The 15,462-nt window shown below is 75.5% G+C and carries 10 protein-coding genes and 1 pseudogene; 6 read left to right on the forward strand and 5 right to left on the reverse strand.

Features of this window, described 5'->3' with window-relative positions; translation table 11 throughout:
* The 4 genes and pseudogenes from ACFWI8_RS34585 to ACFWI8_RS34600 all read left to right on the forward strand — a co-directional run.
* A pseudogene (locus ACFWI8_RS34585) lies at positions 1–1,418 on the forward strand (serine/threonine protein kinase); the annotation flags it as partial.
* Between the two features lie 67 nt (positions 1,419–1,485).
* Positions 1,486–3,081 (forward strand): succinic semialdehyde dehydrogenase, encoded by a 1,596-nt coding sequence (locus tag ACFWI8_RS34590; protein WP_387099720.1) that lies wholly within the window; start codon positions 1,486–1,488, stop codon positions 3,079–3,081.
* Positions 3,082–3,807: 726 nt separating this feature from the next.
* Positions 3,808–5,481, forward strand: coding sequence for a glutamine-hydrolyzing GMP synthase (gene guaA / locus ACFWI8_RS34595; RefSeq protein ID WP_387099723.1), 1,674 nt, complete (start codon positions 3,808–3,810; stop codon positions 5,479–5,481).
* A 64-nt stretch (positions 5,482–5,545) separates the two neighbouring features.
* Positions 5,546–8,056: a SpoIIE family protein phosphatase gene (locus tag ACFWI8_RS34600; protein ID WP_387099726.1), complete on the forward strand. Its 2,511-nt coding sequence runs from the start codon at positions 5,546–5,548 to the stop codon at positions 8,054–8,056.
* Between the two features lie 6 nt (positions 8,057–8,062).
* On the opposite strand, the gene ACFWI8_RS34605 is transcribed toward ACFWI8_RS34600, so the two are convergent.
* Together ACFWI8_RS34605 and ACFWI8_RS34610 are read right to left on the reverse strand one after the other, a co-directional pair.
* Positions 8,063–8,734, reverse strand: a complete 672-nt coding sequence (locus tag ACFWI8_RS34605) for a response regulator transcription factor (protein WP_311603610.1) — start codon at positions 8,732–8,734, stop codon at positions 8,063–8,065.
* Positions 8,731–10,062, reverse strand: coding sequence for a PspC domain-containing protein (locus tag ACFWI8_RS34610; protein WP_387099730.1), 1,332 nt, complete (start codon positions 10,060–10,062; stop codon positions 8,731–8,733). Before ACFWI8_RS34610 ends, ACFWI8_RS34605 begins: the two co-directional genes overlap by 4 nt.
* A gap of 133 nt (positions 10,063–10,195) precedes the next feature.
* Here ACFWI8_RS34610 and ACFWI8_RS34615 point away from each other — a divergent pair, with 133 nt between their 5' ends.
* Together ACFWI8_RS34615 and ACFWI8_RS34620 are read left to right on the forward strand one after the other, a co-directional pair.
* A complete protein-coding gene (locus ACFWI8_RS34615) occupies positions 10,196–11,578 on the forward strand; it encodes a PspC domain-containing protein (protein WP_387099732.1) in 1,383 nt (460 codons plus the stop codon).
* Positions 11,575–11,844 (forward strand): hypothetical protein, encoded by a 270-nt coding sequence (locus ACFWI8_RS34620; RefSeq protein ID WP_387099735.1) that lies wholly within the window; start codon positions 11,575–11,577, stop codon positions 11,842–11,844. The genes ACFWI8_RS34615 and ACFWI8_RS34620 overlap by 4 nt, the downstream gene beginning before the upstream one ends.
* Here ACFWI8_RS34620 and ACFWI8_RS34625 read toward each other — a convergent pair.
* From ACFWI8_RS34625 to ACFWI8_RS34635, 3 genes are all read right to left on the reverse strand, one after another.
* Positions 11,828–13,108 carry a hypothetical protein gene (locus tag ACFWI8_RS34625; RefSeq protein ID WP_387099738.1) on the reverse strand — a complete coding sequence of 427 codons (1,281 nt, stop codon included), beginning with the start codon at positions 13,106–13,108 and terminating at the stop codon, positions 11,828–11,830. The two genes, ACFWI8_RS34620 and ACFWI8_RS34625, sit on opposite strands and share 17 nt — an antisense overlap.
* Positions 13,109–13,188: 80 nt before the next feature.
* On the reverse strand, positions 13,189–14,244 hold the full coding sequence (locus ACFWI8_RS34630) for an NlpC/P60 family protein (RefSeq protein WP_387099741.1): 1,056 nt from the start codon (positions 14,242–14,244) through the stop codon (positions 13,189–13,191).
* A 142-nt stretch (positions 14,245–14,386) separates the two neighbouring features.
* Entirely contained in the window at positions 14,387–15,175 is a 789-nt protein-coding gene (locus ACFWI8_RS34635; protein WP_387099744.1) for a DsbA family protein, read from the reverse strand.
* Positions 15,176–15,462 lie beyond the last annotated feature (287 nt).

Raw genomic sequence — 15,462 nt, forward strand, 5'->3', positions numbered from 1 at the left:
CGCCCACGGAGGCTTCTGGCGCCGGCGCGCACCCCGGCCAGCCGGCGCGCACCGGCTGGGAGCCGCCGCCGAGGCCGGCGCACCACTCGCAGCAGCTCCCCCAGGTGCGGCTGCCCCAGCAGCCGGATCCCGCGGTCGGCGAGCCCGACCGGTACCGGGGTCCTGACAGCGCGCTGGCCGCCGAGCGGGCGCGGCAGGCGCGCATCATGACGGTGGGCGCCGTCACCGAGCGCTGGGCCCCCGAGCAGGCGGGCCCGGTCCACGACCACTGGCGGCTGGCCCCGCCGGTCGGCCCGGCGGCCGACTTCTGGGCCCTCGGCGCCCTGCTCTTCCGCGTGGTGCAGGGCTACCCGCCCTACCCGGAGGACAGCGCGGCCGAGCTGACCCAGGCCGTCTGCGCCGAGCAGCCCGCGTTCGCCGAGGACTGCGGGGCGCTGCGTCCCGTCATCGAGTCCTTGCTCCGGCAGGACCCGACCGAGCGGCCGAGCGCCGAGGAGCTGCGTGGCTGGCTGCGTTCGCTGCTGCGCAGCGCCCCCGAGCCCGAGCTGGGCCGGCGCACGGTCACCGCGCCGCCGCCCGCGCTGGAGCCGGGCCGCCCGGCCGACCCGCGCCGGCTGCCGATCCTGCGGCGGCGCGGCGAGATAGTGGGCCCACGTCGGCGCCCGCGCCAGCGCGGGCAGCGCAGCCCGCGCCGGCTCGGCCGGGCGCTGCTGACCCTCGTGCTGCTCGGCATGGCCGGCGCCGTCGCCTATGTGCTGGCGTTCATGGCCGAGGACCGGGACGCCGGCTCGCCGACCGGCGAGGGCGGGGTGAGCGAGCGCCCGCCCGCCGAGGAGGCGCCCCCGGCCGAGGGGGACGAGGAGCCGACCGCGGGCGAGAGCGGGCAGGCCGCCGACGAGGGCGGGCAGGACGACGGCGAGGGCGACAGCGAGCCGTCCACCGCCGAGGGCGACCAGCAGCCGGCGCCCCCGCCCGAGGGCTTCACCGCCGTCGAGGACGAGGCCGGCTTCGCCATCGCCGTGCCCGACGGCTGGGACCGCCAGGGGATCAACGGCGACGGACAGGTGATCTACGGCGACGGCGGCCTGGAGATCGTGGTGGTCCCCGGCCGGGACGGCACCCAGGAGTTCGGCGACGACCCGATGGACTACCAGCTGACCGCCGAGCCCGAGTTGGCCGTCCAGCGCGCCTACCAGTACGCCACCTCCTCGGGCCTGATCGAGACCCGGGTGGGCAACGTCCGCATGGCCGACGGCGTGTTCGGCTGGCGCGAGGACGGCACGGACGTGGTCGCGTTCAACCGGGTGCTGCTGGTGGACGGCTCGTACCACGTCGTGCTGGTGCGCGGCCCGGCCGACGAGCGCGACCGGCTCGCCGAGATCGCCGACGTCACCGCCGGCAGCTACCGGGCCGGGTGACCGTCCGACGGCAGAAAGTCGTTACCGACAGGTAGGCAGCCGTCCGCGTCGGCCTTACCCTCCGGCTATGACGACGACCCGGCCGTTCGACACGTCCGATCCGTCCGACGCGCGGGCCCGGGCGGCCCGCCTCGTCACCCCCGAGCTGATGACCCGGCTGACCCGGGGCGTGCCGGGCAGCGGTCTCGCCGAGGTCCACAGCCCGTTGACCGGCGAGCGGCTGGCCGAGCTGCCGGTCGCCGCCCCGGACGAGGTCGCCGCCGCGTTCGACAGCGCCCGCGCCGCCCAACGTGCCTGGGCCGCGCTTCCCGTCCGGCGGCGGGCCGCCGTCCTGCTGCGCCTGCACGACCTGCTGCTGCGCCGTCAGGACGAGGTGCTCGACCTGATCCAGCTGGAGACGGGCAAGGCCAGGCTGCACGCGCACGAGGAGGTGCAGGCGGTCCTCGCCGTCGCCCGCCACTACGGCCGCACCGCCCCCGGCCACCTGCGGCCCAAGCGGCGCGGCGGCGCCTTCCCGGTGCTCACCCGGGTCCGCGAGCTGCGTCACCCGCGTGGCGTCGTCGGCCACATCTCGCCCTGGAACTACCCACTCGAACTCTCCGCGGGCGACGCCCTGCCGGCCCTGGTCGCCGGCAACGCGGTGGTGATGAAGCCCGACACCCGGACCGCGCTGACCGCGCTGTGGGCGCGCCGGCTGCTGATCGAGGCCGGGCTGCCGGCCGACGTCTGGCAGGTGGTGCTCGGCGACGGGCCGGTCGTCGGCCCGCAGCTGGTGCGGCACGCCGACTACGTGACGTTCACCGGCTCCACCCGCACCGGCCGCGAGGTCGCCCAGGGCGCGGCGGCCCGGCTGATCGGCGCCAGTCTCGAACTCGGCGGCAAGAACGCCATGCTGGTGCTGGCGGACGCCCACCTGGACCGGGCGGTGGCCGGCGCGGTGCGCGGCTGCTTCTCGTCCGCCGGCCAACTGTGCGTCTCCGTCGAGCGGTTGTACGTGCACGAGCGGATCGCCGAGGAGTTCCTGCGGCGCTTCACGGCGGCCACCGCCGCGCTGCGGCTCGGCGCCGCCCTCGACTACGGCACGGACGTCGGCTCGCTCGCCTCCCAGGCCCAACTGGACGCCGTCACCCGGCACGTGGCGGACGCGGTGGCGCACGGCGCGACCGTGCTCGCCGGCGGCCGGGCCCGGCCCGAACTCGGCCCCTACTTCTACGAGCCCACCATCCTCGACGGCGTCACGCCCGAGATGCGGGTGTGCGGCGAGGAGACCTTCGGCCCCGTCGTCTCGGTCTACCGCTTCACCGACGAGGACGAGGCGGTCGACCGCGCCAACGCCACGTCCTACGGCCTCAACTCCAGTGTCTGGTCGCGCGACGCCCGCCGCGCCAGGCGGCTCGCCGCCCGGCTGCGCACCGGCACCGTCAACATCAACGAGGCCTACGCGGCCGCCTACGGCAGCGTCGGCGCCCCGATGGGCGGGATGGGCGACTCGGGGCTCGGGCGGCGGCACGGCGCCGAGGGGATCCTCAGGTTCACCGAGGCGCAGACCGTGGCCGAGCAGCGGCTGCTGCCCATGGCGCCCTCGTTCGGCCTCGACGACCGCGGCTACGCGGCCTTCGTCAGCCGCTCGCTGCGGGCGATGAAGGCGCTCCGCCTCCGCTGAGGCGAAGGGGCCCGCCTCCCGGGGGAGTGGAAGCGAGCCCCTTCGGTCGTGGGGCCGTCAGGCGGTGGCGGTGGTGGTCGCCAGGGCCCGTCGGAGCGCTATCACGTCCCTCTTGAGGCTGGGTCGACTCGTGATGCGCCTGTTCCGACCGATCAGAAGTGGAAAGAGATGCACCGGTTGTGATCACGAAATGAACACGACGTGGGTGGATTCGGCGCCTCGGGCGGGAACCACGCCGGAACGGCGAAGGGGCCCCGGCCATCCCGGCCGGGGCCCCTTCTTGTCAGCACGGGCGACAGGGCGGCGCCCGGTGCTGTGCGGCAGTGCCCGGGGGGTAGACACCGCTGCCGTTGGTCGGACCATTGGAGGGGGGTACGCCTGATCCGCCAACTCGTCTTCGGTTCTCCTTGCATCGTGCGGGATGGAGAGCCGATCCCGCAAGAGCACGGCGGCCGGTCCCCGGCGTCCCGGGAACCGGCCGCCCGAGGTCGTGACCGGCCTGCTGTCCCCTGCCGTCCGGCCACCGCACCGGAGCGAGGTCCCACGACGCACCCACCCTCGCCACACCGCGGAGGGCCGGTGCGTCTCTTCGCCCCGGGGACACTGCCTTCAACGAAGCGGCCGCGGCGCCGGTCACGCTCCGTACGGGTGACTCGCCGCGCAGGGGTTCAGGCCCCGGTCCGGCGGACGGCCGGAGCACGGCCCCGACCGGGTCACCTAGACTCGATGCCACACCCCGAACACCACCGCCGGAAGGCACCCCGTGCCGGACGGAGAGAAAGGCGCAGCTTCGTGGCACACGTGGCAGACACGGCCGCCCCCGACGCGACCTCCCCCGACACGGGCGTGGTCCTCGTCGTCGACTTCGGCGCCCAGTACGCCCAGCTCATCGCCCGCCGGGTGCGCGAGGCACGCGTCTACAGCGAGATCGTCCCGTCCACCATGCCGGTGGCCGAGATGCTGGCCCGCGGGCCGCGCGCGATCATCCTCTCCGGCGGCCCCTCCTCCGTCTACGCGGACGACGCCCCCGGCATCGACCCGGCGCTCTTCCAGGCCGGCGTCCCCGTCTTCGGCATGTGCTACGGCTTCCAGCTGATGGCCCAGGCCCTCGGCGGCACCGTCGACAACACCGGTGCCCGCGAGTACGGGCGCACCGTGCTCAGCGTCTCCCGGCCGTCCTCCACCCTCTTCGAGGGCACCCCGGCCGAGCAGCAGGTGTGGATGTCGCACGGCGACGCCTGCTCCGCCGCCCCGGCCGGCTTCACCGTCACCGCCTCGACGGACACCGTCCCGGTCGCCGCCTTCGAGGACGACGAGCGGCGGCTCTACGGCGTCCAGCACCACCCCGAGGTGCTGCACTCCACCTACGGCCAGCAGGTGCTCGAGCACTTCCTCTACCGGGGCGCCGGGCTCACCCCCACCTGGACCACCGGGTCCATCGTGGAGGAGCAGGTCGCCGCGATCCGCGCCCAGGTCGGGGAGAAGCGGGCGATCTGCGCGCTCTCCGGCGGCGTGGACTCGGCGGTGGCGGCCGCCCTGGTCAACCGGGCCATCGGATCCCAGCTGACCTGCGTCTACGTCGACCACGGCCTGATGCGCAAGGGCGAGACCGAGCAGGTCGAGAAGGACTTCGTGGCCTCGACCGGCGTCAAGCTGGTGGTGGTGGACGCGGCGGAGCGCTTCCTGGCCGCGCTGGCCGGGGTCTCCGACCCGGAGCAGAAGCGGAAGATCATCGGGCGCGAGTTCATCCGGGTCTTCGAGCAGGCCCAGGCCGAGCTGGTCGCCGAGGCGGGCGCGGCCGGCGAGGACGTGGCGTTCCTCGTCCAGGGCACCCTCTACCCGGACGTGGTGGAGTCCGGCGGCGGCACCGGCACCGCCAACATCAAGTCCCACCACAACGTCGGCGGCCTCCCCGAGGACCTGGAGTTCGAGCTGGTCGAGCCGCTGCGCAAGCTCTTCAAGGACGAGGTGCGGATGGTCGGGCAGGAGCTCGGCCTGCCCGAGGAGATCGTCCACCGCCAGCCGTTCCCCGGCCCCGGGCTCGCCATCCGCATCGTCGGCGAGATCACCCGCGACCGGCTGGAGATCCTGCGCGAGGCCGACGCCATCGTCCGCGAGGAGCTGACCGCGGCCGGCCTCGACCGCGACATCTGGCAGTGCCCGGTCGTCCTGCTGGCCGACGTCCGCAGCGTCGGCGTCCAGGGCGACGGCCGCACCTACGGCCACCCGATCGTGCTGCGCCCCGTCTCCTCCGAGGACGCGATGACGGCCGACTGGTCCCGCCTCCCCTACGACCTGCTGGCCAGGATCTCCAACCGCATCACCAACGAGGTGCGCGACGTCAACCGGGTCACGCTGGACATCACCAGCAAGCCGCCCGGCACCATCGAGTGGGAGTAGCCCCGCCCGGCGGCCGCCCGGCCGTCGGCTAGCAGGGCCCCGCCCCCGGGCGCACCATGGAGGGGTGGCATCCGACGAGGCGCGGCCCGAGCCCGAGTCCGGGCTCGGGTTCACCCCGAGGGGCAGCCCCGGGCCGCTGGAGGTGGCGAACGCCGCCACCGTCGTCATCGGCCCGGGCGGCACGGTCCTGGGCTGGACCCGCGCGGCCGAGGAGCTGCTCGGCTATCCGGCGGGCGAGGTGGTGGGGCGCCCCGCCGTCATGCTGCTGACCGCGCCCGGCGACCGGGTGCGGGCGGCGGCCGTGGCCCGCCGCTGCCGCTCGGGCGCCGGCTGGGCCGGTTCCGCGACCGTCCGCACCCGGGACGGGCGACACGTCGAGGCCCAGCTGCGGGTCTCCCCACCCTTCTCGCTGGACGGCCGGGAGTGCTTCCTCGTCTCCGCCGGCGAGCAGCAGCCGTCCCAGGCCGTCAGCGGGTCCCTGCTCGAAGGGCTCCTCACCAGGTCCCCGATCGGCATGGCCGTGATGGACACCGACCTGCGCTACGTGTGGATGAACGACACCCTCGAACGCGCCGGCGGCGTGCCACGCGAGCAGCGTCTCGGGCGCCGGCTGAGCGACCTGCTGCCAGGACTTGACGCCGAGCGGCTCGAAGGACTGATGCGGGAGGTGCGGGACACCCGCACCCCGGTGATCGACCACGAGTACACGGGGTGGAGCTGGGCCGACCCGCAGCGCCGGCACGCCTACTCCACCTCGTTCTTCCCGCTCGTCGACGACGAGGACCGGGTGAACGGCGTGTGCTACCTGGTCATGGACGTCACCGACCGGTGGGAGGCCCGGGAGCGTCTGGCGTTGATCAACGATGCCAGCGGGCGCGTCGGCAGCACGCTGAACATCGACCGCACGGCGCAGGAGCTGGCCGACATCGCCGTGCCGCGCCTCGCGGACTTCGCCGCCGTCGACCTGCTCGAGCCGGTGCTGCACGGCGACGAGCCGGCCGTGCAGCCCGTCGACACCAGGCCCCTGATGCGGCGCTGCGGGCTGCGGTCGGTGCGCGAGGGGGCCCCGGAGGCGGTCGACCGGCTCGGGGAGCCCGTCGGCTTCCTGCCGCCGCACCGCGACAGCCGGTACCTCGTCGAGGGCGACGCCATGCTGATCCCCTCGCTCGACCCCGACGAGGAGACCTGGGCGCGCGACTACCCGGAGCGGGCGCGGACGATGCGCGAGTTCGGACTGCACTCGCTGCTCGTCGTCCCGCTGCGGGCCCGCGGCGTGGTGCTCGGGCAGGCGATCTTCCTCCGCTCGCGCAACCCCGCCCCCTTCGTGCCCGACGACCTGCTGCTCGCCCGCGAGCTGGTGGACCGGGCGGCGGTGTGCGTGGACAACGCCCGCCGCTACAGCCGGGAGCGGGCCGCCGCGCTCGCCCTGCAACGCAGCCTGCTGCCCAGCCAGTTGACCGGCGGGATCGCGCTGGACGTGACGTCCAGGTACCTGCCGGCGCAGGTGCGCGAGGGCGGCGGGGGCGTGGGCGGCGACTGGTTCGACGTGATCCCGCTCTCCGGCGCCAGGGCGGCCCTGGTCGTCGGCGACGTGGTGGGCCACGGCGTCACCGCGGCCGTGACGATGGGCCGGCTGCGGACGGCGGTGCGCACCCTCGCCGACATGGAGCTGCCGCCGGAGGAGCTGCTGGCCCACCTCGACGACTGGGCGATCCGGGTCATCGAGGAGGAGGCGGGCGACCAGGCCGCCGCCGCGACCGTGCTGGGCGCCACCTGCCTGTACGCCGTCTACGACCCGATCACGCGGCGCTGCACGATGGCCAGGGCGGGCCACCCCCCACCCGCCATCGTCACCCCCGACGGTCACGTCACCTTCCCCGAACTCCCGGCCGGGCCCCCGCTCGGCCTCGGCGGGCTGCCCTTCGAGCCGGCCGACCTCGAACTTCCGCAGGGGAGCCTGATCGCGCTCTACAGCGACGGGCTCGTCGAGTCCCCCGACCAGGACATCGACGCCGGGATGGCCCGGCTCGGGCAGGTCCTGGCCCGGTCGGGCCGCTCGCTCGACGAGCTGTGCACGGCGGCGACCGAAAGCCTGGGCCCAGGGCCGCCCTACGATGACGTCACCCTGCTGCTGGCCCGCACCCACGCGTTGACCGCCGAGCGGGTCGCCACCTTCGAGTTCCCGCCGGAGCCCGCCGAGGTGGCCCAGGCCCGCGCGAAGACCGGGGAGCAGCTGGCGCGCTGGGGCCTCGACGACCTCGCCATGACGGCGGAGCTGCTGGTCAGCGAGCTGGTCACCAACGCCATCCGGTACTCGAGCGGCCCGGTCAGGCTGCGGCTCATCCGGCAGTCGGTCCTCACCTGCGAGGTGGCCGACGCCAGCAGCACCTCGCCGCGGCTGCGGCACCCGAGGACCCTGGACGAGGGAGGCCGAGGCCTGTTCCTGGTCGCCCAGCTCGCCCGCCGCTGGGGCACGCGCTACGTCGCCGACGGGAAGATCATCTGGGCCGAACTCGACGTCCGCCAGGCGCCGGCGGGCGACGACCGCGCCACCCGCGAGGCGCTCGCGGCCTGAGCGGGCTCAGACCAGGCGGCGGGCGGTGGCCCAGCGGGTCAGCTCGTGGCGGTTGGAGAGCTGGAGCTTGCGGAGGACCGCCGAGACGTGGCTCTCGACCGTCTTCACCGAGATGAACAGCTCCTTGCCGACCTCCTTGTACGCGTAGCCGCGGGCGATCAGGCGCAGCACCTCGCGTTCGCGCTGGGTGAGGCGGTCCAGGTCCTCGTCGACCGGGGTGGTGTCGGAGGAGGCGAAGGCGTCGAGCACGAAGCCGGCCAGGCGCGGGGAGAACACCGCGTCCCCGTCCGAGACGCGGAAGATCGCGTCGATCAGGTCGGCGCCGGTGATGGTCTTGGTGACGTAGCCGCGGGCACCGCCGCGGATCACGCCGATCACGTCCTCCGCGGCGTCGGAGACCGACAGCGCGAGGAAGCGGATCGGGCGGTCGGCGGCCGAGGTGAGGGAGGCGCAGCGGCGCAGCACCTCCACCCCGCCGCCGCCCGGCAGGTGGACGTCGAGCAGGACCACGTCGGGGCGGGCGGCCTTGATGACGGTGGCCGCCTGGTCGGCGTCGCCGGCCTCGCCCACCACCTCGACGCCGGTCTCGGCGGTCTCGCCGATCTCGGCCCGCACCCCGGCGCGGAACATGCGGTGGTCGTCGACGAGGACCACCCTGGCGTGCCTGTCCACAGTCATTCCGTTCGCTCCATCGTCAGCTCTACCTCCGTGCCCTCGCCCGGCGTCGACCGCACCCTGGCCGAGCCGCCGTGGCGCCGCATCCGGCCGATGATGGACTCGCGCACGCCCATCCGGTCCGCCGGCACCGTCTCCGGGTCGAAGCCGGGGCCGCGGTCGCGGACCGACACGAAGACCGTGCGCCCCTCCACCTCGGCGAAGACCCGCACCGGGCCGCCGTCGCCACCGTACTTGGCCGCGTTCACCATCGCCTCACGGGCCGCCTGGAGCAGCGCCCCCAGCGGCTCGTCCACCGGGCAGTCGCCCACGCACACCACCTCGATCGGCACCCCGTGGTGATCCTCGACCTCCGCCACGGTCGCGCGCACGGCCTCGGCGAGGGTGCGCGGCTCGTCGTCGGGCTCCTCGGCGCTCGGCGGCTCCGCCGACTTGTAGAGCCAGGCGCGCAGTTCGCGCTCCTGGGCCCGCGCCAGCCTGGCCACCTCGCGGGAGTTCTCCGCGTTGCGCTGGATCAGGGTGAGGGTGTGCAGCACCGAGTCGTGGACGTGCGCGGCGACCTCGGCCCGCTCCTGGGCCCTGATCCGCATCGTCCGCTCCTCGGACAACTCCTGCACCACCCGCACCAGATAGGGGCCGACCAGCAGCGCGACGCCCACCACCATCGCCACCGACGCCTGCGCCGCCACGCTCAGGCTCTCCGCCGACTCCGGGCCCTGGCCGACCACGAAGGCCGCGACGCCGCCGATCACGAGCGCCGCGCCGGCCGCGCCGCGCACCAGCGGCAGCCAGCGGCTGCGCCTGGTCGCCGCGGCCCAGCGCGCCCGGCGCGAGTTGTCCGCCTGCCGCCACACGACGGCGGCGCCGGTGGCGATCACCAGCAGCGGCCACAGGTAGCGGGCCGAGATCGGCACCTGGATGTTGACGCCGAGCACCGACAGCGCGCAGACCATCATCAGGAACGCGGCCAGCTGCCGCTTCTCGGGGCGGTGCGGGCGGTGCAGCCTGGCCAGACCCCGGCGGATGACCGGCTCGGGGGCGGCGGCCGGCCGCTCGGGCACGCCGAGCGGCACCACGAACCAGAAGAGCCCGTAGAGCACCACGCCGAGGCCGTTCGCCATGGCCAGCACGAAGAACGCAAGACGCAGCCAGGACGCCGGCAGCCCCACGTGCCCGGCCAGACCGCGCGCGACGCCGCCCAGCCAGCGGCCGTCCACGCTGCGGTACAGCTTGCGCAGGGGCGGCTCCTCGGGCCCCTGGCCGAGGCCGGGGGCGGCCGGCCGTGCTGCGGGTGGCGCCGTGGGGGGCGCCGACGGTGGTGCGGCGGTCATGCCACCGATCGTCACATGCCGGAGGTGCGCCTGGCATCAGGGTGTACCCGCACGATTCCCGGCGGCGGCTTCAGGGGCGCCTCGGGGGCGCCCCGGATTCCGTCGCGGCCCGCCGCCCGCCACCATGGAGACCATGACAGAGCACGTGGCGGCGGGGCCGACGCCGCCGGAGGAGAGCCTGGCCCGCAGCCGCCGCCACAAGGTCGTCGGCGGGGTCTGCGGCGGGCTCGGCCGGTACTTCAACCTCGACCCGGTGATCTTCCGGGTGCCCGTCGCCCTGCTCTCGGTCGTCGGCGGCGTCGGCCTCATCGCCTACGGGCTGGCCTGGCTGCTGATCCCGTTCGAGCGGGAGGAGGAGAACGAGGGCCGCCGGCTGCTGTCCGGACGCGTCGAGGGCCCCGGGCTCACCGCCCTGCTCTTCATCGTCGCCGGCTGTGGGCTGCTGCTCGCCACCATCGGCGACGGCGGCGGCGTCGCCTGGTTCTCCGTGCTGGTCTTCGGCGCCCTGGCCGGCGCCGCCTCCTGGTCGCGGCGGCGTGGCGAGCAGGCCGTCGCCGTGAGCCCGCGCGGGGTCGCCGAGGTCGTCGCCGAGGCGCCGCCCGAGGCGCAGGCCCCGCCCTCGCCGCCCGGGCCCTCGTGGTGGCAGGGCACGGCCGCGCAGTCCACCGGCTACCTCTGGGGCCCGGCCGACGCCAAGCCGGGCGACTACCAGCCGACCCCCGTCCCCGGCGCCCGCCCGCCCGCGGAGGGCTGGCCGCCGGTCCAGCCGCCGCCGGCCAGGCGGCGCGAGTGGCCGTTCAGCGCGCTGGTGCTGCTGCTTGCCCTCGTCGCCTGCGGGTCGGGCACCGCGCTCGCCTGGAGCAGCGAGCCGCTGGGCGCCGCCCTCGCCGTCGGCCTCGCCTGCTCACTCGCGGTGCTCGGCACCGGGATGGTGTTCAGCGCCTTCCGCGGCCGGCTCGGCGCCGGCACGGTGGCCTCGGTCATCGTCACCAGCGTGCTGCTCGGCGCCGCCTCGGTGCTGCCGGACAACATCACCACCAGCGTCACCACCCCGACCTGGCGGGTGACCTCGGCCGACCAGTTGCGGTCCGAGTACGTGGTGGGCAGCGCCGACGCCCGCCTCGACCTGACGGCCCTCGACGTGCCGGCGGGCGAACGCGTCAGCACCCGCGTCGAGGGGGGCGCGGGGCAGCTCACCGTCCTGGTGCCGGCCGACGTGACGGTGGTGGCGCGCGCCGATGTCACCGTGGGCGCCTTCACCTACCGGACGATCCCCGACCCGGACGGCCCGGCCATCCGGGTCGAGGACGTCGACGGCGGCGTCGACGTGAACGCCAGCCACACCTACGCGCCCCTGCCCGGCGTCGAGGCCGGCGGCACGATCGAGCTCGACCTGGAACTGGGCATCGGCCACGCGACCGTCCGGCGGATGCCCGAGCCGACCGACGCGAACGGCACGGCGGACACCGGGCCCGGAGCCGAGGGAACCGACGGAACAGAGGGGAGCAACCCGTGATCGACCGGCACCGCTTCGAGCCGGCCAGACTGGTGCTGGGCATCGGTCTTCTGCTGGTGGCCGCCGCCCACCTGGAGCGGGCGCTCGGCGACGACGAGTCCCTGCCCCTGCCGGTGCTGCTCGCCCTGCCCGGCGTGGTGCTGCTGACGGCCGCCGTGGTCGCGATCGTCACCTACACGGCGCGGAGCGCGCGGCGCGGGCGGCCCGAGACCGAAGAACCGGTCGGTGCTCCGCCGGCGGAGGAGCCGGTCAGTCCGCGACGGTGATCGTGTACGCGCCGGACTCGGTGCCGGCGGCGGTGATCACCCGCACGTCCACCCGGCCAGCGTCCACCTCGGCCGGCACCGGCACCGTGAGCCGGGTGTCCGACGGGCAGCTGAACCCACCCGCCACCGGCACCAGCGGCACCGGCACGTGCACCCCGCCGATCCGCACCACGGTCTCCGCGAGCCGGTCGGCCGACTCGGCGCCCGCCGGCACGAATCCGGAGCCACGGATCTCCAGCTCGTCGCCGTGCCTGATCGGCGCGTGCAGCTCGCCCGGCTCCCGCACCCGCACGATCGACTGGATCACCGGGCGGCCGCCCTCGGTGTACTTCGCCGCCAGGTAGGTCAGCGCCGACACCGCGACCAGCAGCGCCACCGCCCACGGCAGGTCGGGCAGCTCGTCGGGGTGGCGGGCGAGCCGGGTCGCGGCCAGTGCCAACGCCGCCGCGTTCACCAGCACGTACTGCGCGTCGGGGAAGCTGCCGCGGCGGCCGTCGTCCGTCAGCAGGTCGGTGGCGCGCGGCCGGGCCGCCCGCACCTTCTGCATCCGGAAGCCGCGCACCCGGGTCGCCACCGTGTGCCGCACCCACACCGTCACCGCGCAGGAGAGCGCGACGGCCGTCAACAGGCCGCCGCCGTGCGCCAGGTCGAAGCCGTCGAGCAGCGCCGCGCGCCGCTCGGCGTCGGCCGTCCCGGCCAACGTGATCGCCAGCACCAGCACCGCGTAGCCGGCGAGCAGCAGCCAGGCCGCGGACACCGCGCGGGACGTCGAGAGCCGGTTGTCCTCCCCGACCAGCGGGGCGAGCACCCCGCCCCTGGCCCGGTGCAGCCACGCCGTCAGCGCCAGCGGGACCGCGAGCAGCACGGCCGCCAGCAGACCCGCCGTCCGGGACAGCGTCCAGCCGGCGCCCACCGCCGTCAGAGCCTGGCCGAGCAGCAGCGCGACCACCGCCGAGCAGATCACCGTGACGCTGCGCACCGCCGTGCGCGCGAGCCAGACCGAACCGGCGAGCCTGGCGCGCTCCGAGACCTCCCGGGCCGAACGCGTCAACTCGTCCGATATCCACTGCCTGGTGGCCTCCGGCGAGTACGCCACCGCCTCGGGTATCCCGGTGCCGGCCGCCAGGTCGTCCCGGCGGCGGCGGAACGCCTCCACCGCCCGCCGGTACCCGGGGCCGGCACCCACCGGGCAGTCGCCGCAGACGCAGTCGCTCGCATGCGCGGTTGCCGGTGCGGCGCTGCCGCGGGACGCCTCGACGGCCACTGTGCTCCCCCTGCCCTACGCCACTCACCTGGCGGCATCGACCCCGGAGCCCCTCAGCCTAGCTGGGCCCCAGCCCGGCCTCAGCCGGGCCTCGTGGCGGCCACCAACGGCATCGAGTCGACCGGGGCCAGCCGGACCGGGGTGCCGGGGCGCGAGGCGTGGATGATCTGCCCCTCGCCGACGTACATCCCGACGTGGCTCAGGCCCGAGTAGTAGAAGACCAGGTCGCCCGGGCGCAGCGCGTCACGCGAGACGCGGGTGCCGGCGTCGGCCTGGCTGTAGCTGGTGCGCGGCAGCGAGACGCCGGCGGCGCGCCAGGCGGCCTGGGTGAGGCCCGAGCAGTCGAACGCGTCGGGCCCGGTCGCGCCCCAGCCGTACGGCTTGCCGAGCTGCGCGTAGGCGAACGCCACGGCCGCCGCGGCGCGCCTGCCTGGCGCGGCCGGCAGGGGGGCGGTGGCCTGGCCGGCGGCGGCCGCCCGGGGGGCGCCGGACTCCTCGGCCAGCGCGGCGGCGCGCTCGCTCTCGCTGAGCGTGGCGAGCAGCCGCTCGGCCTCGGCCAGCCGCGACTCCACCCGCTCGCGCTGGTCACGGGCCGCGCGCTCGGCCTCCTCCAGGGCGGCGGCCTGCTCCTCGGCCTCGGCGCGCAGCCGCTCCACGTCGCGCAGCCGGTCCTGGACGCCGACCAGCGCCCGCGCCTGCCGGTCGCCGCTGCGGTCGAGCTGGGCGGCGCGGCCCAGGTACTCGTCGGGGTCGCTGGAGAGCGCCAGCTGCACGGCGGCCGGCAGCCCCGCGGCCCGGTACTCGGCGCTGGCCTGCGAACCGAGCGCGTCCCTGGCGCGGTTGAGCTCGGCGGTGCGGCGCGCCGCCTCCTCGGTGAGCCGGTCGAGCTCGCGGCGCGCCTCGCCGGCCGCCTCGGTGGCGGCGTTGTACTCCTCGGTGGCCACCTCGGCCTCGTGGTGCAGCGCGTCCACCCGCTCCCTGACCTCGGCCGTCGACGCCTGCGGGTCGGCCAGCGCGACCCCGCCGAGCGCGCTGGCCGCGCCGGCGAGCGTGAGGGTGGTGGCGGCGGTGCGGATGGGTTTTCGGTACACCGAGGCGGCGGAAGGACGCCAGAGTCTCCTGCGATGGTGGGCCATGGCCCAGGACGCTAAACCTCGCCGTGGGCTCCACCGGCCATACGACCGGGATTGATGGCAATCACCTGGATTCCCCTGAATGGCGGCGGGAGTTGAACAGGTGAGTGATCGGACGGTTTCGCAGCGTGTGCGGAATTGATCGTCAGCCCTGGGCGGCGTCGGCCGCCGCCTCGATCGCGGTCCGGAACGCGTCCAACGGCTGCGCCCCCTGCAGCGGCTGCCCGTTGACGAGGAAAGAGGGGGTGGCGCTCACCCCCAGGCTCAGCGCCTCGTTGCTGTCCCGGGTCATCGTCTCCGTCGCCGCCTCGGACTCCATGTCCGCGAGGAACCGGTCGACGTCCGCGACGCCGGCCCGCTCGGCCAGCTCCGGCAGCCGCTCCTCGCTGAACCGGCCTTCGTTCTGGTGGAACTCCTCGTCGAGGGCGACCTCGTAGAACTCCCAGAACTTGCCCTGCTGCCCCGCCGCCCACGACGCCCGCGCGGCGGCGTCCGACTCGGGGCCGTTGATCGGGAACTGCCGGAACTCGATGCGGAGCACGCCCGAGTCGACGAACTCCCGGACCAGGCTGTCGTGGGTGTCGCGGGCGTGCACGCCGTCGAAGGCGCTCTGGAAGTCCGTGTACTGCAGCATCACGACGGGCGCGTCGACATCGCCGAGCGCGAACGGGTCGTCGGCGTCGCGCCGCTCCAGCGACTCGGCCGGATTGCCCTGGGGCGCGGTCGGTGACTCCCCCTGCGTGGGGCTGCCGCCGCCACCGCCTCCGCCGAGGGCGGAGACCGCGCCCACGACCAGCGCGCACACCAGCAGCGCGGCCAGCACGGCCACGCCGAACCGCACCGGGGCGGGGCGCGAACGCCTGGCCGGCGCGGGCTTGGCCGGCCCGGGCCGCTGCTTGCTGTTCTTCGGCTTCCTGCTGCGGGACACGGGCATGGGCCCCAGCGTAAGCGCTGCCGCTTCGGGCGTGACGGGCCGCTGTGGTGAGGGCGCGGGGGCGGGTGTGTTCCGTGGGGCCGTTGTTGGTGCGCGCTGGCGCGCGGGGTCGGGCCTGCGGCCCGCGCCGGCGCCCTGGCGCGCGCCCCGGCCCGCAGGGCCCGGCTCGGCGGCTTCGCCGCCACGAGCCGGGCCCTGCGGCCGTGCTGGCCTGCGGCCGTGCTGGCCTGCGGCCGTGCTGGCCTGCGGCCGTGCTGGCCTGCGGCCGTGCTGGCCTGCGGCCGTGC

This window comes from Streptomyces sp. NPDC127098 (genome assembly GCF_042722465.1).
In the GTDB taxonomy this organism is placed as follows: Bacteria; Actinomycetota; Actinomycetes; order Streptomycetales; family Streptomycetaceae; genus Streptomyces; species Streptomyces millisiae.

Excerpts from the sequence above, each read along its gene's own strand:
- ACFWI8_RS34590 (WP_387099720.1), top strand. The coding sequence starts at position 1,486 with ATGACGACGACCCGGCCGTTCGACACGTCCGATCCGTCCGACGCGCGG.
- guaA (WP_387099723.1), top strand. The coding sequence starts at position 3,808 with ATGCCACACCCCGAACACCACCGCCGGAAGGCACCCCGTGCCGGACGG.
- ACFWI8_RS34605 (WP_311603610.1), bottom strand. The coding sequence starts at position 8,734 with ATGACTGTGGACAGGCACGCCAGGGTGGTCCTCGTCGACGACCACCGC.
- ACFWI8_RS34610 (WP_387099730.1), bottom strand. The coding sequence starts at position 10,062 with ATGACCGCCGCACCACCGTCGGCGCCCCCCACGGCGCCACCCGCAGCA.
- ACFWI8_RS34615 (WP_387099732.1), top strand. The coding sequence starts at position 10,196 with ATGACAGAGCACGTGGCGGCGGGGCCGACGCCGCCGGAGGAGAGCCTG.
- ACFWI8_RS34630 (WP_387099741.1), bottom strand. The coding sequence starts at position 14,244 with ATGGCCCACCATCGCAGGAGACTCTGGCGTCCTTCCGCCGCCTCGGTG.
- ACFWI8_RS34635 (WP_387099744.1), bottom strand. The coding sequence starts at position 15,175 with ATGCCCGTGTCCCGCAGCAGGAAGCCGAAGAACAGCAAGCAGCGGCCC.